This window comes from Leptospira mayottensis 200901116, from assembly GCF_000306675.2.
GTDB lineage: Bacteria > Spirochaetota > Leptospiria > Leptospirales > Leptospiraceae > Leptospira > Leptospira mayottensis.
Window position 1 is genome coordinate 2,616,197 of the sequence record NZ_CP024871.1, and the last position, 25,194, is coordinate 2,641,390.

The following is a 25,194-nucleotide window of genomic DNA, read 5'->3' on the forward strand; positions in this document are numbered from 1 at the left end:
CAGACTACACATTTTCGGTTTCTCCGAAACCCGCTCTTTAACGGAGTCGACGAATTCCGATGTATCGTTTTTCGAAAGGAAACTATAACCTGGTTTCACCGATAAGAATACAACTCGTTAATGGAAAACCTATAAAAAAGAATATTTTCTTTTCAAATTCATCCCAAAATTCGACTTTCCAGAATTTTGGCAAACACAAACCCGGATTCAATCGTTTACAAGAAAAGACGAATACGAAAAACATTCAAAATTTCAAGAACCAATCCACATTCTTAAAATTATATATATTAATAATTTATAATATTTAAATTAAATCAGACCGAGATCGTTCACTTCTTTAAGTGTTTCTTATCTCCCTTTGAAAAAGACTTTTGATTCCGTTGCCCCTTTCTTTGAGAAAGAACGACAACTGGATTTCCTTTGGGAAGAGTGTCCAAAATTTTTAAGAGTTCGCCCAACTTTCCTCGAAACTGAAATTCGGAATCCAGGGTCAGATCCAAACAAAAAAAGATCATTCTATCCTCTCCCGTCTCTATCAAAACGGAATCTAAGTCACGAAGAACGGCCTTATATCTGTAAGGTGTTTCATAAAATACAATCGTATGTCCCGGTTTTAAATAACGACTTAATTCCATCTTCCGTTCCGAAGAATCCCTGGACAAAAAACCGCAGAAAGTAAATGGAGAAGTTTTAAAACTGGAAATACTTAAAGCAGCTCCGAATGCAGTCGGGCCGGGAGCACTCCGCACGTTTCCCCCTCTTCTTAAGACTTCCCCAACGAGTTCTCCTCCCGGATCTTCGATTCCGGGAGTTCCCGCATCGGAAATCAAAACGGTCAAACCGGAATCCACCACGGTTTGACCAAGACTACGAATTTCCTCGGGGGTCGTATGTTCATTGCAGAGAAGAAATTGTTTGGAAATCGAAAGGGATTTGAGAAGAGTGGAAGTCGTTCTGAGTTCTTCTCCTATAAGTACATCGCAATATTCTAATAATCTCTTAGCTCTTGCAGTCAAGTCGCCCGAATTTCCCAAAGAAACCGAAACTAGAACGAGAGTTCCTTGTAATTCCTTTTTCATACTTTACAAATTTTCTCAAACCTAAAATTTTCCTTCATAATTCTTTTCGAATATTCGCACATCTCAAATTGATTCATACAAGGAATTTACATTCAATTCAAAAAACGAAAAAACCTATACGACAACTTTCTGTAAAACGTTCCAACTTGAAACAGACTGAACCTTCGTAAGAGGAGGAGGAACAACTCCATTTCCTCTATCTAAAAAGATTCCCGTCTGTGTGGCGGAATCAAGCAAAGCAAAGTCGTTAACAGAATCTCCGAAAGCAAGATCCACAAAACCACCCGTTGCAACTTTCAGTCTTTCGACCTTCCCTATACCGTAGGTAAACGGTTCCAATATCTCCGAAGAATGGAGTCCGTCCTCAAGAGATAACTGCATTCCTAAAACCCTTTCGGCCGGAATTCCGAAAAGTGGAGAAACGGATTGAATAATTTCCTGAGGAGAGGCGGTCACTATCCATACCTCCCATCGATTTTCAAGAAGATGACCGACGAGTTCTTTCATCGGTTCGTAGATTTTGACGGAATGCAAACCTGAATCAAATGCGTGCTCGTTCCATACTTTTCTAGAAATCTCTTTTAATTCTTCCGGAGAATGTCCGGAAAAAATCCAAGAACTCCATCGATAAGATGCCTCAAGCCCGAATTTAGATTGAATGGATTCGTATTCGGAAAGAACGAGGGAACGAAATAAAGCCGGATTCTGAAATCGAGCGGAAAGAGCCTTGTCTGCATTCTCCCTTAAAAAAGGAGAAATGTCTTTTTTGTAAGCAGGAACTCCTTGCGAAAGAAAAAGCTCCATCACGGCTTCCCCGAAATCGTTCCTTACAAGAGTATTATCAAAATCGAATGCTACCTTACCGGGCGGTAATCGAAAAAGAATTTCATAAACTTCGGGATTCCAAAAATCCCGCGTGATGGGCACTTACTCTTCTATCGTCTCCCGGGCGATCGCCACACGAGCCTCGGAAGAAGATTGAAAGACCGGAAGATAGTGTTCCGGATTTAATACGACATTCTGATAACGCACTTCGAAATGTAAGTGAGGACCGGTCGTATGCCCCGTGTTTCCAGAAAGAGCGATAATCTGCCCTTTTTTCACTTTATCCCCTTCTTTCACATAAAGAAGGGAATTGTGAGCGTAAAGAGTATTGATTCCGTTGATTCCGGGATGAGAAAGCAGAACCTTATTTCCATAACCGCCGTCTTTTTTAGATTCCAGGACAATCCCATCCGCCGCCGCAATCACAATCGATCCAGTTGGACAGGCAATATCCACCCCGGAATGCATTGCATTCCATCTTTTTCCCAGTCGAGAAGTAACAAAAGAATGCTTAAAACTGATCGGCCAAATGAATTCTCTCTGATCAGTACGAAAAATCTCGCGACCTTTATCTTCCAAAAGAAGGCTTCTGATAAAATTTTCATTATAAGGAAAGAAGATAGGCTCAGTTACGGAAATTCTTTCGTTGTCAGGAATCCCGTTAATTTTTTTAACTTCGTGTTCCGTCGTTCCAAAATTGTGGATTAAATCTTCGACGGATTCTTTTACTCGATTGGGAACAATCCAAATCCCCTCCAGCCCTCTGTAAGTCTGAAGGTATTGATTATCCAGTTTGATTTCCTCAAGATTCGTATTGGCAAAGGATTTTATGCTGAAAAATAGACCGAGGACAAGCAACCCCGCCAGAATACAGCCAGTTTTTCTTTTCATATCATTTCTTCCAAAATATGTCGCCAAGCAAAACCCCGGAATCCGAGACCTAAATTGAACGTCGGCAACGGAAAATAATTTCTGAAGTCACTCTTATTGCTCCAAAATTCCATTCAAGGATTTTTTCCTTCAATTTCTAAGGTAAAAATCGAAGATATTAAATGATTTTATTTATAAAATCTTTATTTTCTTTTCTAAGCGTAGTTTTTCGACTCTTTTTAGAAGAATTTAAACTATATTATTGAATTATTGAGAATCATTTCTTCTGAACGTGAGTTCGGCGGAAGAAAATCAGAGTCGTTTCAATGCGGAAATTCCCACGAAATCAAAATGCTATTTTCACTCCAACTTCACCAGTGGACTGCTGACACAGGCACTAACTTCGTTGCGAAAAGTCGTTTAAAACCACAAAAAAACGTAAAGAGACCTAATTCTGTGGGAACTTCGAGCGTTTTAAGGTTTGAATGGACTACACTTTATTTACGGAAATATCAAGACGTTATCTACGTCGAACAGAACTTACATTACTTAGGATGTGGGAGTTCCTACATTTTTAAAAAGAAGAATAAAACTTAGATTTTAAACCGAATCAAACAACCAAGCTCTTTATCAAACGAAAGAATCGATTGAAACAGAGTTATCCAAAAAATTCGAACCTTGATTCAAAACGAACCGTTACCGAAGTTTTTCGAAGATATAAAAAACCAAATTCGCTTTAATTTTCTAAAAACCTGGATTTTAAACTCGGATCAGGCATTCTACACGAATCCAACCTACCGAACCATCGATACCGATTTCTTGCAACCCAATCGTAAACAAAATCCCGAATGGAACTTGGAATCCATCGAAACAAGGGAAAAAGATTCCAAGGAAAAGTTAAATGCGCACAAATTTTTATAATTGCGGCCGATTTCTGATAGAGAACCCCCTTTTCCAAAAATAAAACCGAGGTCGGAGGATTTTTCAATTCTGTTTTTTTCCCGAGAATTGTTTCCGCGATAGACGATTGTAAACTCGCAAACCTTAAATTTTCTTTTTGATTCCGGTTCAGAAAGAATAAAACAGAAGCGTTGCAAAGATTACACACTCCATCAAAAAATACGATCGGGTATTCTAACGAGTCATCGAAAATTTCGGATTCCATTCTTTTGTTTAGACCCTTTTCAAAATCCCTATCAAACGAATTACAAATTTGATGATATTCTCAGTAATTCGAATGGAAATTGCGTCGAATCGATCGTTCGTTTCGGATTTCAATAGAGATTCCTTATATGTTTTTCCGGACCGAACCCTCCATTTCGATTTTAGAAATATACACACTCAAGAATTTATTCGGCTTTCTTTTCCCTTTTCGGCATTGAAACTTCCATGATTTCTACAGAAAAATTCTACTGTTTCAACGACGTAGTTTTTTAGTTCTTATCTTTTACGAAATATTCTTCTTTGACGGTTCCTTTTACATCGATCGTCAAAACGAATTCCAATATCCTACTACAAGAGATAGTCCTTTGTTGAAGAATAATTAAGAATCTTGAACGGAACCCTTTATAATTTACGGTCCGAGCCGCCGACTCTTGGCGCAGCAGCCCCCGTTTGCCCATAAACTGAGACGGCTTGCTTCGGAAGGCTAGACCTTCTCCACTCAAACCAAGAACCTTGGTATGTATGAACGTCCAAATAACCGACTTCGCGTAACATTAAAGCCAAAAGAGAAGATCTTGCTCCGTTGTAATCGTAGATCACCGTGGTTCTTTCCGGCATGAACGGAAAAGATCTGAGTTTTTTATTGAACTGGTTTTTTTCGATTAGGTTTCCTTGACCGTCATATAAAATTCTCCAGTCCCAAAGAAACGCACCTGGCAAACGACCACATAACGTGCCAGGTTCTGGTGCGGTAAGCCTTGGAAGTTTTCCTTCGTATTCTTCCTGTGTCCTTGTATCAAAAATCTGAAGCCTTGTTAAATTCTTTTCAAGGAATGCTTTATCTACTATACCTTCAAGTTTTCTCGGCTTATCTCCGGGACCAAGTTCCATTTCTCTGCAACCTTTTTCTTGGTCGACTCCGGATATAGGCCAACGATTTCCGTATAAAAATGTATTCTGAAAACCGACCGCTCTCAAAAGATATACCATTCTCGAAGCAAACATCCCCATCCCCTCGTCAAAGACGACCACTCGAGTTGCACCTTCTTTTTGTACGAAATTTAATATTTCTTCCAAGGGGCCGGTCATCTTCTTCTGCGATTCCGGATCTGAGGCAAAAGCCTTTTTAATAAAAGGAAAACTGTAAGCTCCTTTGAGAGTAGATTCCTGATATCCTGACGCGGAGCGACAATCGATCAAAAAATCCTTATCATTTAATTCAGTTTTTATAAAATTCCAGCTAGACAAGCAAACCCACCCTTATCGACGAAACGAGTCTTTCTTTGAATTTAACCATTATTTTTTGCCTAAGAATTCTGATGTACTTTTTTTTAAAAAACATTGCAAATTTGAGACATAAGACTTTATAAAAAAGAAAGATCGAATCCTCCTAAAGAAGTGAATTAGAAAATAACCCAAAGTCTTTCTTTATGTGTAAGGATTTAACATCCGGGGTGTAAAAAACCGATATTCTTAATAATGATACGAAAATTCAGGAAAGGCCATTCTTACCCTCGAATTTTTCCGGAAAATCCGAGAAAAAGACGAATCGTATTCATTCAAATTCTCTTCCTTCTTTTTTTATTTGCGGGAAACATAGATTCCGAAGCCGATAAAATAAGATCGTTTCAAGAGAACTTTCAGTCCTTTATCCAAGAATTTCACAAACATCCTTCTGAATCCCTCGTTCGATCGTTTCGAGCCAGATATTCTTCATTTGATCCAAAACCTTGCAACTTTGAAGAATCAGAACGTTTTGAAAAGATAATCTATCTTTCTTACAAATGTAAAGAACGTAAATGGCCCGGTTTTATCTATCTCGGCGGAAGTTCGGAATTTTGGAAAAATCATTCCACGAAGATCTCTCTGGGAGAAGTTTTAAGAATCGGCAAGAAGATTTACCTCGAAGTGAAACCTTCTTACGAAGACGAACTTCCAGAAAATCCTTTTTGGAATTTTAAAAGCTTCAGTACAAAAGATAACACCCCCTTCAAACCACAGACTCCAAAAGAATACAGGGACAACTATGGACTTCAATATTACATTAGTATCTCAAAACATCCTGCAAAAAGAGATTTAAACGGCAAAAAAGAAATTTTCTTCGACTCCACGTGTCCTTTGATCTTTTTAAAGAAAGATTCCGATTTCTATTGGGAAAAAGCAGTATATTATTCCTTCCAAGCGAGTTGTATTCCTTCTTCACCTTATTCTTATATCCGAATCCGCTCCGACTTTTTGGGAAAGATTCGAATAGACGGTAAGGATACGGATCAAATCCAGGAAGGCGCTAAATACCTCGGTAAATTGAAAATTCATTCTATAGAAGCGGAAAAAATCCTCTGGCAACAAGATGCGGAAATCTACAATGAATAACAAAATACTTTTAAATATTCTAATATTCTTATTCGTTTTCTTCAATTCTCCACTCCCCGCTCAAAACGGGAACTCTACGGATCTGAAAGCTCTTTTGGATGGCGTAGTCATTATTCGAAGTAGCACCTTTTCAGGAAAGGAAGACGGATATTCTGAAAAGTCAATCCATCGGGACGCCGGAACTGGAATCATTATTTCCGGAAACCGGATTTTGACGAACGCACATGTGGTTTCCAATTCCAGTTATCTCAAAGTAAAACACTTCAATTCGAGCAAATTTTATAAGGCCGACGTTCAATACCTGGGTTTCGACTGCGATCTCGCAATTCTCAAAGTGGAAGAGGAGGAATTTTTCACTGGAGTCGAACCTCTGGAAATTTCCGAATCCTCGCCCGCTCTCGGTAGCAATCTTCTCATACTCGGTTATCCCGGCGGTGACGAAAATATTACATTAGAAAACGGGAATGTTTCTCGAGTCGAAAGGGTCCGTTATTCCTTTACCGGCTTGGATTATAGAAAAGCGATCCGAGTAAACGCGAACATCATTCCCGGCTATTCGGGCGGGCCAGCGATCCAAAACGGAAAAGTCGCCGGAATCGCTTTCCAAATCAGTCAATCCCAGGGCAACGTCGCCTACTTAATTCCTCCGGAAATCATCATCCATTTCCTAAAGGACGTAGAGGACGGTACCTATCACGGTTTTCCGTTCCCAGGTTTTAGTTTTCAAAGCGGTCATTCCGCTTCCTTAAAGTCCTATTTGAAAATCCCGGAAGGTCTAAACGGAATTTTGATCAATACGGTTTATCCGGATTCCTCGTTTTCGGATCTTTTACAACCGGAAGACTTTGTGTATAAAATCGACCAATCCTATCTCAACAGAGAAGGTGAAATCATGGACACGATCGGCGGTTTTATCGCAGATCTAATCGAGGAAAAATTCATCGGCGATCCGGTTAAAATTTTCTTTTATAGAAACGGAAAAAACCACAAAATCGAAGGCACTCTCAAACGGGTCCCCACCTTAGATCTTTATAGACAACAGAATAAAAATTCCAGTTTTTTATCGGGAGGATTTTTATTCCAACCCGTCAACCGCGCACTTATAGGCGACGAAGATTCCAGATTGGAAAGTTCCCTTCGTTATCACTATAGTTATTACATTCAGGACGAATTATATCGTTTTACGGATAGGGATATTCTTCTTTCCGGCATTTATCCCGATCCTCTCAATTCCAAATACTCCGGTTATCGTTATAAGATCCTAGAATCAATCAACGATCGTACTCCTTCCGACCTTGAAGATTTGAAATCCTTATGGAAAAAATTTTATGGAGGTACGATCAGCCTAAAATTCAGAGGAGTTAATCTTCCAATCGTGCTCGACCAGGATACGATCGATAAGATCAACATTCGTATTAAAAAGCGTTTCGATGTGGAGGCGGACGAATGAAACGGATTTTCTCAAAACCCGCATTTTTATTTTTCCAAGTTTGTCTTTCTGTTCTATTGTGTTTAACGATCTCCGGTCCTTTAGAAGCAGAGACGATCCTAGTTCACTTTCGAAAATTCTCTCATCAAAATCCTTGGCAGAAAGGCCTCTATTATCAAAGAAAGGTTCCAGCAATCATAACAGATCAGGATTTTTTGCTCGCCCTTCTTGCTCCGGGAGAACTTCCTTTATTTTCGGAAACGAATCCGGAAACAAAACCTGGAACTCGTTTATATCTTTTCAAACACGATCCGGAAACGGGTCTTGCACTTTTTTCTCATAGAGGTAAATTTTCCACTAAAAGAAAACCTCGTTTCGGCAATTCCAAACATTCTCCTTGTTCCAAATTTTTCCCGAAACCGGAATGGGAAAGTCCGGATCTTTCCAACTCTATTATGAAAATAAGCAGACCATCCGGGGCAGAAGGGAGCGAAAGAAAATTCTTATATTCCAAAAATATGATTTGCGGTTATACAGACGGAAATTGGAACGTTCCTGCGGAATATCTTTTCTTGTTCTTACACGCCTCTTCGAGTAATCCAATCGTCCATCCGGGGTTTTCCTTCGACGACGCTCTTACGGTTCCGGAAAGAAAATTCTATTTTCCCGATTCTTACTACGGAGTTGTGGTTTCAGAAGTATATCCGGGAGTAGGACCGGTTCATAATTTATTTCCGGGTGATGCGATCTACAGTATCAATGGAGAAAATTTCACCCATCCTCCGGACAGACAGGAGATTTTTTCCAAAATCCTTACGAAAAATCAACATTTGATCCTTCCAGGAAGCGTTGTAACTCTCGGCGTCTTTAGGGCCGGAAAAAGAAAAGAGATCACTTATTCGTTAAAGAACTACACGGAGGATTCTTTTTTCATCCCTTCTAATTCGGGGACAAAACCTCCTTCGTATTTAATCAGCGGCGGACTCTTTTTTACGGAATTGACCGGTTCGTACCTAAAAGAATCCGGAGATCAATATAGGGAAAACTCGGACAAAAAACTTCTCTATCTCTACGAATCCTTTAACAAGAAGATACATCCCGAAAAAAATCGCCTCGTATTCATCAGCAGAGTTTTTCCGGACTCCGCAAACCAAGGATTCCACGATTTCCAGGATCAAATTTTAGAATCCGTGAACAATAAAACCGTTCGTTCTCTACCCGATCTTAAGGAAATTCTAAACGAGAATCAGGATGAATATATCGTTTTTCGTTTTTCCGGAAATCGAATTGCAGCATTTTCCAAAGAACAACTCCAGAGCTTAAATTTGAAAATTCTTTCAAATTATAACCTGGACAAATTAGACAATTTACCTTGATTATATCTTGACGAATCTATTCCGGAAATGTAATGTCTGACAACGGAAGATCCTATGCGAATTCTTTTTTTAGACGACGAGGAAATGATCCGAGACCTGTTCCAAGAGATATTCGGAGTCGTTCATGACCTCACTTTGGCGGGAACTGCGGAAGAAGCTCTAGAAATCTGTAAGGACAAAAGTTTCGATCTGATCATAACAGACGTCCGTCTACCTAAAATGAGCGGGATCGATTTCATTTCCAAGCTCAGAGACAGGGAAGTCAACACTCCTTTTATCGTAATTACGGGCAACCAGGATATAGATATTTCCATTCGAGCGCTCCGGCTTGGTGCCGTGGATTTTTTCATCAAACCATTTCGAATGGATGCGATCCGTCATTCTCTGCAAAAATTCGAAAATTTATTCATTTGTAGTCAGGAACTGATCGGCAAAAACCATTTCCAACTTACCGAGTCTAAACAATATTTTTCGATCAAACCCAGCCTTAAAAATTTAAACCAGTACGTAAACCTTGTTATGCGTTCAATTTCTCTGATTCCCGGAATTCATACAGACGATATCCTTTCAATCAAACTCGCTTTGTATGAACTGCTCGGAAATTCGATCGAACACGGGTTCGCTGGAATTAATTACGAAAATAAGTCGAGATTACTCTCCTCCGACGTGGATTATTTCGATCACGTAGACCGGATCTGCGACACTCTGAACGAATTTGTTCATCTTGAAGTTAGTTTCGAAAATCAAAAGGTTCACGTTTCTCTAAAAGATCCTGGAACGGGTTTCGATCCCACCAAGGTTCCCGACCCGGTCACTGATCCTAATGCAAGTCATCTCTCCGGTCGTGGAATCTTTCTTGTGAAAATGAACGTGGATGAACTCGTCTACAACGACATCGGAAACGAAGTCAGATTCAGCAGAACTTTAAAAAAGGCTCTTCCTACACCTTCACAAGTAAACGCCGGCTGAAAAATAAATCCGGGAATATTCCCGGATCGACTCCTTAGTCTTCCATTCCTCGATAAAAATCTTCTTTTCCCTCTGAGGATCCACATGCGCATAAGATAAGCTAATTAAAATATAAGAATATTCCGACTGATAACCCGCTGTTGCGATTCCTTCCCAGCCCCTTCCCATAGGAGAGGAAGATGTAAGTATCATTCCCTGAATCTTCCATTTCTGATTCCAACTTTTTTTGATTCCGAATTGTAGGAGTTGCATTCCCTTGTTCTCAAAATTTGGCTTTGCTACGGTCCCATCCTCTTGAAACACATTACCTCCCTGCATCAGCAAACTTTGCATCAACAAAAAGGATGTTTTCCCTCCGTAACCTCTAGGGTCGGTTCTGATTCCAGCATAACCATCCGAATTTTGGTCGATTCGCAAATCGGAATCCTTAGAAGCATAAAGCCCTCCCAGAAAATACGCGGCCTCCGGTCTTTCCAAAACAAGCCGAGCTCCGATCAACCTTCCGCTTGTGAATTGTGGAGTCGGAAATGTACCGATCCCATATTGCCGAAACCCAACGACTTGAATCGCATCCGCGTCGATTCCGAATCCAAATTTTTTTGCGGACGAGAATTCGATTCCGTAATACTGAAACGCTCCATACGGACGAAATGGCTCCTCCCTTTCGAATAATCCCCCCTTAACGGCCTCTTGCCTCGATTCTTTATAAGAATAATAGAATATTCTTAAATTCTGGAAGATACGATTTTCAAGTATTTGAGCACTCCCTCCGGCTATTCTCTGGGGAGATTCGCTTTTGTCTCGCGTGGAATAGAGTGGAGTAATCTGCGCTCCGATTGCTGTTACGGAAACCCCAAGCGGTTTCCAATGAATTTGAAGTTCCCCGTAATTCAAAAATCCAACAAATAAAAATCCGTTCCGATCGAGTCTTTGATATCCACGCCCTACTTCGATCCCCATTCGCAAGGATGGAGATTCCCAACCGGTAATCCACAATAACTCGCCGTCGGCGCTCCGAGTTATCGTTTTTGTTCCGATAATAGTTTCTTCGTATTGCAAGAACGGAGATATTAGAATTTTATGATACATTCGCTCTCCCTTATCCGCCCAGCCGACTTCAGGACTGAGTATTCCTCGGGAAAAACTTCGTTTGGCCTCCTCCTCCCGGGTTCCGCCTTTTTGCGTCAATCCCCTGTAAAGCGTAGTTACATTTCCGTAAAACTTGGTAGTCTGGCTTTGTATTTGATTATTTTGTTTTTTTACGGTATCATCCCCATCTTTGCCATTCGCAGGTCCTTTTACCGACTCTTCCTCTCTCCGCGAATTATAAAACCGTCCTCTTCCAGTTAATTCCTTTTTCCCGTCCTCTAACAACAAAAGATCGTCGAGTCGATATTCCGAATAAGACTCCGCCAATATCGGTTGAAATATTATGAATATACAAAAAAACGTAAGTATTCCCCGAAAGTCTCTCATGTTGCTCAATCTTTGTGGTAGGAATCGAAGAAACTCAATCCCGCGACCCGCTCTAGCGAAATAGATCAGTAAATTTCCGATCCGTTTTTTTTCCTCAATTCGAATGTTTCGAAATTTATTGACCGGAGCCGAGAGCCCGGTTCGTGTAGCGGAACCGCTCGTTTTTTCGGATTCCGACCGTCTTCGCACATTCATCTTCGAAAGAAAGCTAAAAAGTATCCGATCAAAATGAGCCAGGACACAATTTGTCCTAAGAAGTAGGAAAACGCCGCACCGTTAGGTCCGTATTCCGGTATGAGTAGATTCGCTAAGACCAAACCGCTCACCAACCGTAACAACGCCAAAAATGCAAGTATTCTCGGTTGGCCTAAGGCGAATAACGCGATTCCGAGTGGCGAAAACACTAACTGCATCATATAGTTCGGGTATAAAATCTGAAAGACCCCGATCGAGTCTGCGTATTTTCCTCGGAATAATAGATTTAGAATCCATTCCGCCATAAAAAACCCGGGAGACAAAAGAACCGCCATTCCGACCGACAACATCACGGACTTCCATAGAAACTTCGGAAATTCCTCGGAATCTACTAAGCGGGATAACTTCGGATATACGAGAGAATTGAGTACCGAAAATAAAATCACGAATCCACTGAACAATTGCAAGGCGGTTCCGTATACGGCCGCGGACTCCTGCGAATGATACCATTTCAAAAAGAAAATTTCCATTCTGTCGGAAATCATCGCAAAGATGGACGCTAAAAACGCATATCCGTTAAACGAAGTTAACTTTGAGGTCATCTCCATAATTCCGCTTTTTTCTCCGCTCCAATACAATTGCCTTCTTGGAAACACGAAAAAAAACAAAACCAATACGAACAACGGGGACACTGTAAAGATCGCAAGTATATCCAAATGTCCAAGCGCCCTTTCTGTGAGCTGATCTGCGGAATACAACACCACAAACCGGATCAGATTCGTCAGAGGATTCCAAAACGAGAGAGAGATATAATTTCCGAAACAGATAAAGATACTTTCAAAAAAAGTGTTGAATGAGAGTATAAAACTTCCCAATACGAGAAGCGCGACCACGATCGAACTTTCCTTTAAAAGAATAGCCCCCACAAAACTGATACAGGTCAAAGCTCCAAGCGCACCCAATTTGATTATCATAGAAGAAGACAAAAGAATTCCGATCTTTCGTTTATCTCCGGTGATGGGAGCTAAAAATTTTACGAGCGCTGCGGGTAACCCAAACTCCGCGATCGCAAGAAGCACCGGAAGAAATCCTGCATAGTATTGAAAAAGTCCGTTCTCGCTTTTTGTGAGTATGTTTACGGAATAGACCATAAACACGAGATTGAGCAGTGAAGAAACCGCCTTGGAAACGCTGACGAAAAGGGAAGACTTGAACATTCCGGATTTACGGAACTGAAACCAAAGGTCCGAAATTTTTTGCATCTTCCCCGAGAACTTTGACATTCTATTTTTTTTATCAGCCCTTTCTTTTCATCTTAGCTAATATGTATGCAGAGAAAAAGGCGATATAACTACTAACGATCCCGTACCGGAGGTATCTTGCAACCGGATTTTCTGGAAAGAGCCTTTGGACTATGATGCCAGGTAATATGTAAAAAAGTAAAATTCCCAAAATTAAAACCGCCGCCCTTCGGATCGTCTCCGCTCTGGAATCCACCTTCTCCCAATCCAAAGTATAAAATTTGGAAAGAAGTATCCCAATCGTAAATCCCCCCAAAGCGCCGCTTGCAGATATCACTTGTTCATACGACTTTATTTTCGCAAGCGAATCCAAATTCGAATGTAAAAGTACAGAAGGCAAAGTCAATACAACCACGATCAAAGCAAGAGTTTTCGTATTGAAAAGAGTCTGACCCTCGTAAGGTGTTGGAAATTCAAATTCTGGAAAAACCCGGAATATAACCTCTATCAAAGCGATTACAATAAGCCCCAAAATAAAACCGCCCAAGGTATCCCCCGGATAATGTACTCCGGCATACATTCTTGAAAAGGGCATAAACAATATTATAAAAAGTGAAAGCGCACGGATCGTTTTGTTTTTTACGTGAATAAGAACGAGCCCCCATATAACGACAGATATTTGAACGTGTCCTGAAGGAAACCCGTACGAAGTTTCGCTGAGAGTTCCGGGACCAATCCAAGAAAGGGAAGGTCTCGGACTTTCAAACAAAGCCTTCGCCATTCCGTTGATGATTCCCGCCGTCATAAATCCAACCCCAAGTCGGATTCCTAATTTTCGATTGATAAAAATATAAACGACGGTTAGAAAAATCATATTGAATATACTTCCGCCCAGATAGTGAAAGAGCAAAGTAACAACACCTAAAACCGGATCCAAAATGGACCCGTGGAGAGTTTTTAAAAAACCCTCCCCAAACCAAAACGAATCTTGAAACCAACCTATATTCCCACTCACCCTATAGTATCTCCTTGTTCATTTTTATTAACATCGATCTTATCCCGCGCCGCAATGATCCGATTCAAAGTACGATTTAGTTCTTAGAAAGTTGAATTTGTTTCTAAAAATCCAACTTGATGAATTCGATTCCATTCGGTACAATGAATTCTAAATCCAATATTTATTGAACGTTCGTTCGAAAAGTAGACCTAGTATGGAAATCCGCACAGAATCCGACTCTCTTGACAGCCTTTTTCTAATTCCGAGAGAACCAGTTAAACAATTCTTAAAAGCCCTTCTTCACCTCGTCTATTCTGTGGAAGTTACTGGTCTTGAAAACGTTCCACCATCGGGAGGCGCCGTTCTGATTTCCAATCACACGGACAATCTAGATGTAATCGTACAGGGAACCTCCATTTTGAGAAAAGTGATTTATCTCGGAAAATACGAATTGTTTCATCCTCAAGAAACCGTTTTGGGTATTCTTAACAATCCAGATTCCCCCTTGAACAAATTTCCCTTAAGTCTGGTAAAACAAACCTTGGTAACCACCCTGAACGCCCTTGGAAATCTGCAGGGAAAACAACTTATGCACTGGGGAGGTTATCCGATCTTAAGGGCGCATAATGTGAAAGATGCAAAATCCGCCGCAGTCTACTACGAAGACCTCGAAAATTACATGGCCGAACTCATCCTAAAAGGAGAACTCATTTCGATCTATCCTCAAGGAACGAGAACGGAAGCCATCATTCCCGGTTCGTTCAAAGCCCTTGCCGCAAAACTCGCGATTCGTACCGGAGTTCCGATCATCCCAAGCGGGATCAAAGGGGCTTGGAGGATGTTAAAACCGGAAGCTTTTTTGTCCGGCAAGGCCTTCGGCACGAAGATTACGTATAACATCGGTAAGCCGATCTATCCTCACCAGTTCCCCACCGTTCCTCTTAAAAAAGCCGCAAAAATCGTCACGGAAGAATTGGAAAATCGCGTGAGGATGCTCATCGATTTTCCAGAAAGCTAAACTCGAGTTTTTTAATTTCAGAATAGAAGTATTTATATGGAAACGCAAATTTACACTCCAAAACACAAAGTTCGTTTTATCACGGCCGCTTCCCTTTTCGACGGCCACGACGCTTCAATCAATATCATGAGGAGAATTCTTCAGGCGTCCGGAGTCGAAGTCATTCATCTCGGTCACAACCGCTCCGTGAAGGAAATCGTGGAATGTGCAATCCAAGAAGACGCTCAAGGAATCGCCATCACGAGTTACCAAGGCGGTCACGTAGAATATTTCAAATATATGATCGACCTCTTGAAAGAAAAAGGCGCGAGTCATATCAAGGTATTCGGCGGAGGGGGTGGCACAATTCTTCCCTCCGAAATCAAAGAGTTGGAAGCCTACGGAGTAACACGCATCTATTCTCCGGACGACGGTAGAGAACTCGGCCTACAGGGAATGATCAACGATCTTATCCGTAGATCGGACTTCATTCCCCCTCTTACGTTCAACGGCACTCTTCACCCTTCTTTAAAAGACAAAAACCCTCTGGCGATCGCACAATCAATCACTCTCGTGGAAAACACGTTCGAAAGACAGGAACTCGAAAAATCGTCGTTAACCGAAAAACTAAATTTTTCTCCGGGATCAAAAGCCGTTCCGATCCTCGGGATCACGGGAACCGGAGGTGCGGGTAAATCCTCTTTGACCGACGAACTCGTCCGTAGATTTCTATTAGATTTCCCGGATAAATCGATCGCAATCCTTTCCGTGGATCCTTCTAAAAGGAAAACCGGAGGCGCGCTTCTAGGGGATCGGATTCGAATGAATTCTATCTTTCACAAAAGGGTTTTCATGAGATCCTTTGCGACAAGAGAAGCCAATATTGCGCTTAACAAAAACGTTAAGCGAAGCATAGAGGTCTTAAAATGCGCGGGTTTCGATCTGATCATCGTCGAAACCGCGGGGATCGGTCAGAGCGATTCCGAAATCACCGAAGTTGCAGACATAGCTTTGTATGTTATGACTCCAGAATACGGAGCCGCAACTCAATTGGAAAAAATCGACATGATCGACTACGCCGATCTGATCGCCATCAACAAATTTGACAAACGGGGAGCACTTGACGCTCTGAGAGACGTTAAAAAACAATTCCAAAGATCCAGACAATTATTTGATCGGAACTTGGATACGATGCCGGTTTTCGGAACGATCGCTTCCCAGTTCAACGATCCGGGAACTAACCTCCTTTACGACAGCGTAATCCGCTCCATCTCCGAAAAACTGAATTTAGATTGGTCTTCTTCCTACGGTAAAGAATCCGGAATGAGTGAAAAAATTTTTATCATTCCTCCGGACCGAGTCCGTTATCTCGCGGAAATTCGGGAAGAATGCCGTCGCTACGATCAGTTTACGGAAGCGGAATCCGAAAAAGCCAGAAAACTTTTTCAACTTTTCGGAGCGATCGAAGTTCTAAAATCATCCGGACAGGACACAAATATTCTAAAATCAGAATATTCTAAAATTGAAAATTCCCTCTCCCTAGAAACCAAAAAGATTCTTTCCAGTTGGGAAGAAAAATTAAAGAACTATCAGGGTGAAAATTTTACATATCAGGTTCGAGACAAAGTGATTCAGGTTTCCAACACGTCCACCTCCTTGAGCAATCTAAAAATCCCGAAAGTTGCCGTCCCAAAATTCAAAGACTGGGGAGAAATCGTTCGTTGGTCGCTTCAGGAAAATTTTCCTGGGGAATTTCCTTTTACCGCAGGAGTTTTTCCCTTCAAAAGAACCGGAGAGGATCCGACCCGTATGTTTGCGGGAGAAGGAGGCCCAGAAAGAACCAACGCGCGCTTTCACTACGTGAGTTTTGGAATGCCCGCACAACGTTTGTCTACCGCCTTCGACTCGGTCACGTTATACGGAGAAGATCCGGGAGAAAGGCCGGACATATACGGTAAGATTGGCAATTCAGGCGTTAGCATAGCAACCCTCGACGACGCCAAAAAACTTTATTCCGGTTTCGATCTCTGTAATCCCACGACATCCGTCTCAATGACAATCAATGGTCCCGCTCCGATGGTTCTTGCGTTTTTTATGAACACAGCAATTGATCAAGCTTGTGAAAAACACATCAAGTCAACCGGAATCGAAAAGGAAATTAGACAAAGAATCGAATCTATCTACAAAGTAAAAAATCTTCCCGTTCCAAAATACAACGCATCCATCCCGCAAGGAAATGACAGTTTGGGCTTGATGCTTTTGGGAGTCACAGGAGACGAGGTTTTGGAAAGAGAAGTTTACGAAAAGATAAAACAGGAAACCTTAAAGGTCGTTCGAGGAACTGTGCAAGCGGATATTCTCAAAGAAGATCAAGCTCAAAATACCTGTATCTTTTCCACCGAATTCGCCCTCAAGATGATGGGTGATATTCAGGAATTCTTCATCACCAATCAAGTTCGTAATTTTTATTCGGTTTCCATTTCTGGTTATCATATCGCGGAGGCAGGGGCCAATCCGATCACTCAGGTCGCATTCACTCTCGCAAATGGTTTGACCTATGTAGAATATTTCTTAAGCAGAGGAATGAAAATAGACGACTTCGCTCCGAATCTTTCTTTCTTCTTTTCGAACGGGATCGATCCGGAATACGCTGTAATCGGTAGAGTGGCGAGAAAAATTTGGGCAAAAGCGGCGAGACACAAATACGGAGCTAACGACCGTTCTGCGATGCTCAAATACCATATTCAAACCTCGGGAAGATCTTTGCACGCACAAGAGATTGCGTTCAATGACATTAGAACCACCCTTCAGGCTCTTTATGCGATTTACGACAATTGCAATTCCTTACATACAAACGCGTACGACGAGGCAATCACCACTCCGACGGAAGAATCCGTCCGCCGCGCGATGGCGATTCAGCTCATCATTAATCGAGAACTCGGACTCGCAAAAAACGAAAACCCCGGGCAAGGTTCGTTTATCATCGAAGAACTTACCGACTTGGTAGAACAAGCGATTTTGCAGGAATTTTATAGAATCTCCGAAAGAGGTGGTGTTCTCGGCGCCATGGAGATGATGTATCAAAGAAATAAAATACAGGAAGAATCTTTATATTACGAATCTCTAAAACATAGCGGTGAATTTCCTGTGATCGGCGTGAATACTTTTCTAAGTAAAGAAGGTTCTCCTACAATTATTCCGGAAGAAGTAATCCGCTCAACCGATTCGGAAAAACAAGCTCAAATCGGAGCGCTTCGAGAATTCCAGAAACGTAACGAAAAGGATCTTGAAGACCGTCTGAGAAAATTAAAATCTGTTAGTCTTTCGAACGGGAACATATTCGGAGAACTAATGGAAACGTCCAAAAAAGTTTCTTTAGGTCAGATGACCCATGCTCTCTACGAAGTGGGCGGACAATACCGCAGAAGTATGTGATCCAAAATCGCAAATAAAGACAGTCGCCGATTTATGTAAAAATCGGCGCCTTCCGATATACGAAACCTTAGCGAAGAAAAGTTATACGCCGTTTTGAAATCTTTTGCACTGATGAGTTCTTTATAACTTTTGATTTCTTTAAATTCAGCAGAAACTTTTTCTCTTTCTTCCCAAATCTCGTATTCACCTTGAATCCCCATCCAAAACTCTTTTGAGTTCCGCAGGTTTTAAATGACGAACCTTTGAATGTCTCCGGGCCGCTTAATATTTAAAAGATGCCGACTAACGTAAACGTTGAGGAGACTCTTTCGTTAGACGCAGCTTAAACATTGCGCGGTCGATCTAAGGCTTTATCTTGAGCTAAAAGAATCTACGGTTATACGAAGACAATTTTTCCTTTGCTCAAAATCGTAAAAAGAAACTCCGCATGATTCCCAGTTATACGATCGACAAGAACCGGAAGTACCACCACCTACGAGAGAACCGTTTTCAAAGCAGATTCGTAATCGCGCCGTTAGTCGCCGATTGGACCAGTTTCGCGTATTTCGCAAGAACCCCAGATTTGTACCTCGGTTCTATCGGTTTCCAATTTTTCAGCCGTTTCTGAATTTCTTCCTGAGAAATTTCGACTTGGAGCAAATTTTTGCCGGAATCGATAGTAACCGTATCTCCATTTTGAACAATCGCGATCGGACCTCCGTCAAAGGCTTCGGGAGAAATATGACCTACCACGAGACCGTGCGTTCCTCCACTGAATCGACCGTCTGTCATCAGACCCACGTCTTCTCCCAAACCTTTTCCGACAAGTGCAGAAGTAACGGCAAGCATCTCTCTCATCCCGGGACCACCTTTGGGACCTTCGTAACGAATGATAATCACATCTCCAGGTTTGATTTGGTCCGTCATGATCGCATTAAAACAATCGTCTTCGGATTCAAACACTTTCGCAGGACCAGTAATGGAAATTTTTTTCAAACCGGAAATTTTAGCAACCGCACCTTCCGGGGCAAGATTTCCTTTCAATATCACAAGAGGACCGGAAGGATGGAGTGCCTCCGATTTTTTACGAACGATCGTCTGGTTTGGAACCAAATCGGGCATATCTATTAGATTTTCTGCAATTGTCTTTCCAGTAACCGTAAGACAATCACCATGAAGCATTCCTTCTTTTAAAAGATACTTCATCACACCGTGAACCCCGCCCACTTTGTCGAGATCGGTCATGGCGTATCTACCACCCGGTTTCAGATCCGCAAGGTGAGGGGTTTTTTTACTGATTCGATCAAAGTCTTCGAGAGTCAGATCCACACCGATCTCTTTCGCGATCGCAATCAAATGAAGAACCGCATTGGTGGAACCGCCTAACACAAGAACTACGGTGATCGCGTTCTCAAAGGCTTTTTTGGTAAGAATCTGTTTCGGAGTAATTCCCTTTTGAATAAGATTGATGAGAGCTTTCCCTGCTTCGTAACAATCCTCCGATTTTTTGGAACTCACCGCAGGCATGGAAGCCGAACCCGGTAGACTCATCCCAAGAGCTTCTATCGCAGAGGACATCGTGTTTGCGGTATACATCCCTCCGCAACTTCCTGCGCCGGGACATGCATTCTGCTCAATTCGAATGAATTCTTCTCTTGAAATTTTACCTGCATTGAATTTACCAACGGCTTCGAAGATGGAAACGATATCCACGTCTTGACCGTCACAATGACCCGGAAGAATAGTTCCCCCGTAAACGAAAATAGAAGGTGCATCGATTCTGCAAAGAGCCATGAGACATCCAGGCATGTTCTTATCACAACCTCCGATTGCGATCACTCCGTCGTGTCTCATCGCGTTGGAAACGATCTCAATTGAATCCGCAATCACTTCTCTGGAAGGAAGGGAAAAATGCATCCCTTCGTGACCCATTGTAATTCCGTCGGAAACCGTGATGGTCCCGTAAATTTGAGGAACTCCTCCCGCTGCACGGACGCCCTCTTTGACTTTTTCAGCCAGCTTATTGATATGAATATTGCAAGGTGTCACTTCGCTCCATGTGGAAGCGATTCCGATCATCGGTTTGTGGAAATCCTCGTCCGTAAAACCGACCGCGCGAAGCATCGCTCGATTGGGTGCGCGATTATCTCCGTCCGTAGTCATCGAACTTCTTTTTTTTAATATATCGCTCATGGGTGGCCTCTATCTTAGTCGTTCCTAAAACGTTCGTTTTGGACGAGTTATAGAAGTACAGTTTTGCGAACTCTCTTTCCGGTCAAATGGAAAAGCTCAAGTAGGTTCTGAGAATTTTTAGGTCTCGTTCCTCTCGGTTTCGCTAAAAATCGATTTCATTCCAAATGGTATTCGATTTCAAAACTGCTTTTCCAAACGACTTCGTTTTACAACTATGTAAAATCCCAATCACTCTCCGCTTAAAATAGGTCACCATCATAGCGGTTCCAATCTCTTTCTAAATCGCGTTTAGAAACAAATTCATTCCCGCTCGACTCCTGATAATCGGAATTCTTTTTTTGATTTTCCCCGACGAAGACGTGATCGTGTTCAAATTCGGAATTCTCTACAAAAGCGACTGGGATACGGAGGAATGAGCCATTCAATTTTGTTCGCATTCACTCTCAGCATTTTAGCCTGCGTTTTAATTCGTTGGCTTCAAGTAAGAATGGAAATCATCATTTTTTCTTGATTCGTCTCCATCTTTTCCCACGATTTTTTGGACGTGATAACCAACGGAGGACTTTTTTATTCCCTATTCGTTCCGAAAGATTTTTCTTTTCCCAAAGACCAATCGCCGTTTCACCCATCGGAATCAAAAATTTTTTGACATCGAGAGGCCTGGTAGTTCTGAGATCGGAACTTTTCACGGTATGGATTCCGTTGTTATCGATCGCAGTTTCGATTTTTTTAATACGAACTCGGAGGATCGATGAGCGTACCAAGGATTAAAAATCGGAATCCACTTTGCCGACATTCCGAAAAACTCACGGGTAACGAGCAAACAATCCTCTGAAAAATCAATATTAGAGTTGTTGAAAAATTAATTCTCTATCTCCATCTGTTTCTGTTTCATTGAAATTGTCGATCGAAGCAATTTTGTTAATCGCCACTATTGAATTTTTCAACGACTCTAATATAGGAAAGAATGGCGTGCCTCTGCGGAATTTTCTGAGTTTCTAATTCGTATCTGAGAAATGAAAAATGCAAAAACAAGCGCAGAGTCGCGCTCTCCACTCCAATCTGCAACGCACCATTTTAATATTTCCGTATATTCAAGTTCTATTCTATTCCTCATTGTAGGGCGCCGAGTTGGTATGGTGCATCGCAGTATTTCCGTTTCGATCGCTCACGCTGGGATCGGTGAAAAATAGTAAACTTATAAGTGAAACCCAAAAGCCGGTCTTAAAAACCTCAAAAGAAATTTGTAGAAGCTCCCGCAGATTAAGCCTCTTTGACGATTTTTAGACTTTTTGAGTGATTTTTCTCATCGCTTAAAAACGTAGAGTTCCCACATTGGATAATTTTGGGACAAACTTTTAACTCCGAAAAAATCCAAAAACCGTTTCCAGGAATCAATGATGTATTTCCAATCCGTAAGCATTCGTTTTAAAAAAAGGTTCACAATACCCTTAATTATGATCTGTTTCTTTTGCGAACTCCAAGCTCAAACTAACGAAGGGCAAATCTATCGTAATTTAACCGAAGCCCTCAAAAATCCAATGGACGTTGGAGTTCTTGATTTAAGTTCCAAACTCCTTACTACCTTTCCCAAAGGAATTGAAAAATTTCAAAATCTAAAACATCTAGATTTAAGCAACAATCAACTCAAAGCGCTTCCAAAAGAAATTGGACAACTACAGAATTTACAAAAACTGAATGTAAGCGTTAATAACCTGATTGAGCTTCCCCAAGAAATTGGTCAGCTGCAAAATTTAGAACAATTGAATCTAAGCGGCAATCGCCTTACTACCCTTCCCCAAGAAATTGGACAGTTGAAAAAGTTAGAAACGTTGCACGTATATTACAACCGTCTCACGATTCTTCCAAAAGAAATCGGACAATTACAGAATTTAGAAGAACTAATACTCTATGGCAACAGTCTCACATCTCTTCCAGAGGAAATCGGACAATTGCAAAAGTTCGAAAAATTATACCTGCATGATAATCAACTTACGACTCTTCCTCAAGGGCTCTGCAAATTACAAAACTTAGAACAGATCTATCTACATCAAAATAGACTTACATCTCTTCCTAAAGAGATCGGACAATTGAGAAAGCTATGGACATTGTATTTATATAGCAATGAACTTACAACTCTTCCCGAAGAAATCGGGCAATTACAAAACTTACGTCAGTTAAGTCTAAAACTCAACAACCTTACTACTCTTCCTAAAGAAATTGGACAACTGCAAAACTTAGACAATTTAGATTTGAGCGACAATCAACTCACATTGATTCCGAAAGAAATCGGACAATTACAAAACTTAAAATTGTTGGATTTAAGCGGAAATTCACTGACTACTCTTCCTAAAGAAATCGGACAATTGAAAAACCTCTATTTTCTCGCAATGAAAGGTATTCCTGATTTAATCTTACAAAAAGAAAATATCAGGAAATTAATTCCAAATGCGATCCTGAATTTTGGAGAGGAACGAAAACTCACAAGAGAAAACGACTCAAAGCCATCGAAGAAAAAGTCAAAATCGAGAATTTCCGATCGACAAATTTAAGTTTGTTTTTGCTAAAGCATATATCTACATTTTCTAATATTTTACTCAACAAAGGGTTTCCATCATCCTTAAATTTTAGAAAACGATCCGTTTATTGAATTGACAGGGTTCATCCAACTTTCCATTTTAATTCCGAAAAAATCCAAAAACCGTTTCCAGGAATCAATGATGTATTTCCAATCCGTAAGCATTCGTTTTAAAAAAGATTCATCATACCCCTTTTGATCTGTCTTTTTTGCAAACTCCAAGCCCAACCTAACAAATATCGTACGGTATTCTACCAAATTTGAGTTTGAAAGAAATGGGCATCTGCTATTTTAGGACTTTAGAATGAAACAATTTATAGTAGTACTTCGATATCTCGTTCCGATCAAAACGGTGGACGAGTACGTAATCGCGCACAGAGAATATTTGTCTAAAGGATACGAGCAGAAACTACTACTCGCATCCGGACCTCAAGAACCTAGAACCGGCGGAATCTTTATTGCAAGAGCAGTGTCCCGCAAAGAAATGGAATCCTTTTGCCAACAAGATCCTTTTTATAAAAACGGAATCGCTGAATATCAGATTTTGGAGTGGAGCCCGGTAAAATATCAAAAAGAATTTGAATTCTGGATTTAAAACTTACCCAACTCATAAACGTCTACGGATTGTTCTCTACCCTTGACTCTGATAGAAGAAAGATGTTTACTTGGAACGTGGTCCTTGACTTCCTCGTAAACTGCCCGAGTAGCTAAAAGTTTGGTTCCAAATTCCTTATTCAGCTGCTCTACTCTGGAAGCAAGATTGACCACGTCCCCTATGATGGTGTATTCCCTCCTCGCTTCCGAACCTACGTTACCCGTCATCACTTCTCCAGAATGAAGACCAATTCCGATTTGGGTTTCGGGAATTTTACCTTCCTGATTCAATAACCCCACTTTTTTCAAAAGTTCGAGAGAAGCGTTCACAGCGTTTTTCACATCCTTACCGCCGTCCGAAATCGGAGCTCCAAACACAGCCATAAAACCGTCTCCTAAAAATTTGTTAATCATCCCGTTGTGCATGTTTACGATATCGATTAAATGCGAAAAAATATAGTTGAGATAATCAATGACTTCTCCCGGAGATCTTCTTTCAGAAAATCTCGTAAAATTGCGGATATCCAAGAACATCACGCAGACGTGTTTGAACTCGGAAAAATTTTCGTTCTTCTGTTCGAGAAGACGATCCACCACGTCAGGCGAAACATACTGCCCGAACATACCGATTACCTTATTCTTCTCCTGAACCGCATCCAATGCCGAAATCAAAGATCTTCGGAGCTGAATTCCCACAAGACCCGCGGCCACACCTCCCAACGTAAACAAAAGGCCTTTGGAAAAGAAAGGAGCAACGGAGTTGAAAAAGTGAATTGGCATTTTGATCGGATGATTGGGAATAAAATAAATCGCGAGAAAAACCAGCTCTGCCCCGGCGATAAAACCGGTAAACGCGCTCAGCCAGAACTCAAGACGAAGAACCGAAAGAATGATAAAAATCAAGTAAGTCAAAACCGCGGGAGAATACAAAGGAATCAGCGGGGATTCAAAAGTTTCCGCGTTCAGCCAAAGAAGAATGGAAACGGAAGAAATTTCGACAAACGCGTTTCCGAATCTCGCAAAGGAAAAAACGGATTTTCTTTTTTTAAGAAAATGACTAAACAATCTATTTACGACGAATTCGTAGATAGCGGTTGCGACGTTAACTTCAAGAACGGCGTAAAAAGGAAATCGGCCGCCCGTTTCCCTATCGATCCAATCATGAAAAACCGTAAATACAACGGCCATAAAAGTAGACACAAAGGCGAAAAATAGAAAAAGAATTTTCGTTCTGACAATTTCACTTTTTAAAATTTCATAAGAAAACGGATCCATTTCTCGTTTCTTAAATTTTTCCGTCAAAATTTGATTCGCCATTTCCTAACTCCGATAAGATCCGACCCGCAAACGCTTCGGGCCAAATTAGAGATAACTTTCGAAACGGTTCGAAAAAAGAAAACCATAAATCTCAAAACGGCTAAACG

At 41.2% G+C, this 25,194-nt stretch carries 18 protein-coding genes and 2 pseudogenes; 9 read left to right on the forward strand and 11 right to left on the reverse strand.

Annotated features, from left to right (window positions below; genetic code table 11):
• Positions 1-329: 329 nt before the first annotated feature.
• The 6 genes and pseudogenes from rsmI to LEP1GSC190_RS19835 all read right to left on the reverse strand — a co-directional run bounded on the left by rsmI (position 330) and on the right by LEP1GSC190_RS19835 (position 5,444).
• Complete coding sequence (gene rsmI / locus LEP1GSC190_RS11870) at positions 330-1,079, reverse strand: 16S rRNA (cytidine(1402)-2'-O)-methyltransferase (protein WP_004280483.1); 750 nt, start codon at positions 1,077-1,079, stop codon at positions 330-332.
• A gap of 114 nt (positions 1,080-1,193) precedes the next feature.
• The gene (locus LEP1GSC190_RS11875) at positions 1,194-2,006 is read right to left on the reverse strand and encodes an HAD family hydrolase (protein ID WP_004279910.1); all 813 of its coding nucleotides are present in this window, start codon (positions 2,004-2,006) and stop codon (positions 1,194-1,196) included.
• Positions 2,007-2,795, reverse strand: coding sequence for a M23 family metallopeptidase (locus LEP1GSC190_RS11880; RefSeq protein ID WP_002764209.1), 789 nt, complete (start codon positions 2,793-2,795; stop codon positions 2,007-2,009).
• 715 nt (positions 2,796-3,510) lie between these two features.
• Positions 3,511-3,939: a thiol-disulfide oxidoreductase DCC family protein gene (locus LEP1GSC190_RS11885; protein WP_002764212.1), complete on the reverse strand. Its 429-nt coding sequence runs from the start codon at positions 3,937-3,939 to the stop codon at positions 3,511-3,513.
• 401 nt (positions 3,940-4,340) lie between these two features.
• The gene (locus LEP1GSC190_RS11895) at positions 4,341-5,186 is read right to left on the reverse strand and encodes a sulfurtransferase (protein ID WP_002764205.1); all 846 of its coding nucleotides are present in this window, start codon (positions 5,184-5,186) and stop codon (positions 4,341-4,343) included.
• Positions 5,187-5,234: 48 nt separating this feature from the next.
• Positions 5,235-5,444, reverse strand: a pseudogene (locus LEP1GSC190_RS19835) (hypothetical protein).
• On the opposite strand from LEP1GSC190_RS19835, the gene LEP1GSC190_RS11905 reads away from it, so the two are divergent.
• From LEP1GSC190_RS11905 to LEP1GSC190_RS11920, 4 genes are read left to right on the forward strand one after another with little or no spacing between them, the layout of a single operon-like run.
• A complete protein-coding gene (locus LEP1GSC190_RS11905; RefSeq protein WP_004280063.1) occupies positions 5,418-6,311 on the forward strand; it encodes an LIC11113 family protein in 894 nt (297 codons plus the stop codon). The pseudogene LEP1GSC190_RS19835 and the gene LEP1GSC190_RS11905 overlap by 27 nt on opposite strands.
• Positions 6,304-7,761, forward strand: a complete 1,458-nt coding sequence (locus LEP1GSC190_RS11910; protein WP_002764228.1) for a S1C family serine protease — start codon at positions 6,304-6,306, stop codon at positions 7,759-7,761. Before LEP1GSC190_RS11905 ends, LEP1GSC190_RS11910 begins: the two co-directional genes overlap by 8 nt.
• Positions 7,758-9,116, forward strand: a complete 1,359-nt coding sequence (locus tag LEP1GSC190_RS11915; RefSeq protein WP_004280111.1) for a PDZ domain-containing protein — start codon at positions 7,758-7,760, stop codon at positions 9,114-9,116. The genes LEP1GSC190_RS11910 and LEP1GSC190_RS11915 overlap by 4 nt, the downstream gene beginning before the upstream one ends.
• Positions 9,117-9,170: 54 nt before the next feature.
• Complete coding sequence (locus LEP1GSC190_RS11920; protein WP_002764196.1) at positions 9,171-10,085, forward strand: ATP-binding response regulator; 915 nt, start codon at positions 9,171-9,173, stop codon at positions 10,083-10,085.
• Here the strand turns inward: LEP1GSC190_RS11920 and LEP1GSC190_RS11925 are convergent.
• The 3 genes from LEP1GSC190_RS11925 to LEP1GSC190_RS11935 are packed head-to-tail and all read right to left on the reverse strand — an operon-like array spanning position 10,065 to position 14,012.
• Positions 10,065-11,756, reverse strand: a complete 1,692-nt coding sequence (locus LEP1GSC190_RS11925) for a hypothetical protein (protein WP_051066320.1) — start codon at positions 11,754-11,756, stop codon at positions 10,065-10,067. The genes LEP1GSC190_RS11920 and LEP1GSC190_RS11925 overlap by 21 nt on opposite strands.
• The gene (locus LEP1GSC190_RS11930) at positions 11,753-13,039 is read right to left on the reverse strand and encodes an oligosaccharide flippase family protein (protein ID WP_002764198.1); all 1,287 of its coding nucleotides are present in this window, start codon (positions 13,037-13,039) and stop codon (positions 11,753-11,755) included. Before LEP1GSC190_RS11930 ends, LEP1GSC190_RS11925 begins: the two co-directional genes overlap by 4 nt.
• 13 nt (positions 13,040-13,052) lie before the next feature.
• Positions 13,053-14,012, reverse strand: coding sequence for a phosphatase PAP2 family protein (locus LEP1GSC190_RS11935; RefSeq protein ID WP_004280829.1), 960 nt, complete (start codon positions 14,010-14,012; stop codon positions 13,053-13,055).
• Positions 14,013-14,208: 196 nt separating this feature from the next.
• On the opposite strand from LEP1GSC190_RS11935, the gene LEP1GSC190_RS11940 reads away from it, so the two are divergent.
• Both LEP1GSC190_RS11940 and LEP1GSC190_RS11945 read left to right on the forward strand, forming a co-directional pair.
• The gene (locus LEP1GSC190_RS11940) at positions 14,209-15,012 is read left to right on the forward strand and encodes a lysophospholipid acyltransferase family protein (protein WP_004280413.1); all 804 of its coding nucleotides are present in this window, start codon (positions 14,209-14,211) and stop codon (positions 15,010-15,012) included.
• 36 nt (positions 15,013-15,048) lie between these two features.
• Positions 15,049-18,426 (forward strand): methylmalonyl-CoA mutase family protein, encoded by a 3,378-nt coding sequence (locus LEP1GSC190_RS11945; RefSeq protein ID WP_004280682.1) that lies wholly within the window; start codon positions 15,049-15,051, stop codon positions 18,424-18,426.
• A 489-nt stretch (positions 18,427-18,915) separates the two neighbouring features.
• Here the strand turns inward: LEP1GSC190_RS11945 and ilvD are convergent, their stop codons facing one another.
• On the reverse strand, positions 18,916-20,598 hold the full coding sequence (ilvD, locus tag LEP1GSC190_RS11955) for a dihydroxy-acid dehydratase (protein ID WP_004280520.1): 1,683 nt from the start codon (positions 20,596-20,598) through the stop codon (positions 18,916-18,918).
• Positions 20,599-20,879: 281 nt separating this feature from the next.
• On the opposite strand from ilvD, the pseudogene LEP1GSC190_RS19840 reads away from it, so the two are divergent.
• The 3 genes and pseudogenes from LEP1GSC190_RS19840 (at position 20,880) to LEP1GSC190_RS11985 (ending at position 23,771) form a co-directional block, all read left to right on the forward strand.
• A pseudogene (locus LEP1GSC190_RS19840) lies at positions 20,880-21,369 on the forward strand (metal-dependent hydrolase).
• Between the two features lie 629 nt (positions 21,370-21,998).
• Positions 21,999-23,150, forward strand: coding sequence for a leucine-rich repeat domain-containing protein (locus tag LEP1GSC190_RS11975; RefSeq protein WP_004280441.1), 1,152 nt, complete (start codon positions 21,999-22,001; stop codon positions 23,148-23,150).
• Positions 23,151-23,480: 330 nt separating this feature from the next.
• On the forward strand, positions 23,481-23,771 hold the full coding sequence (locus LEP1GSC190_RS11985; protein WP_002764208.1) for a YciI family protein: 291 nt from the start codon (positions 23,481-23,483) through the stop codon (positions 23,769-23,771).
• Here LEP1GSC190_RS11985 and LEP1GSC190_RS11990 read toward each other — a convergent pair.
• A complete protein-coding gene (locus tag LEP1GSC190_RS11990; RefSeq protein ID WP_002764242.1) occupies positions 23,768-25,087 on the reverse strand; it encodes an adenylate/guanylate cyclase domain-containing protein in 1,320 nt (439 codons plus the stop codon). The genes LEP1GSC190_RS11985 and LEP1GSC190_RS11990 overlap by 4 nt on opposite strands.
• Between the last annotated feature and the right edge of the window lie 107 nt (positions 25,088-25,194).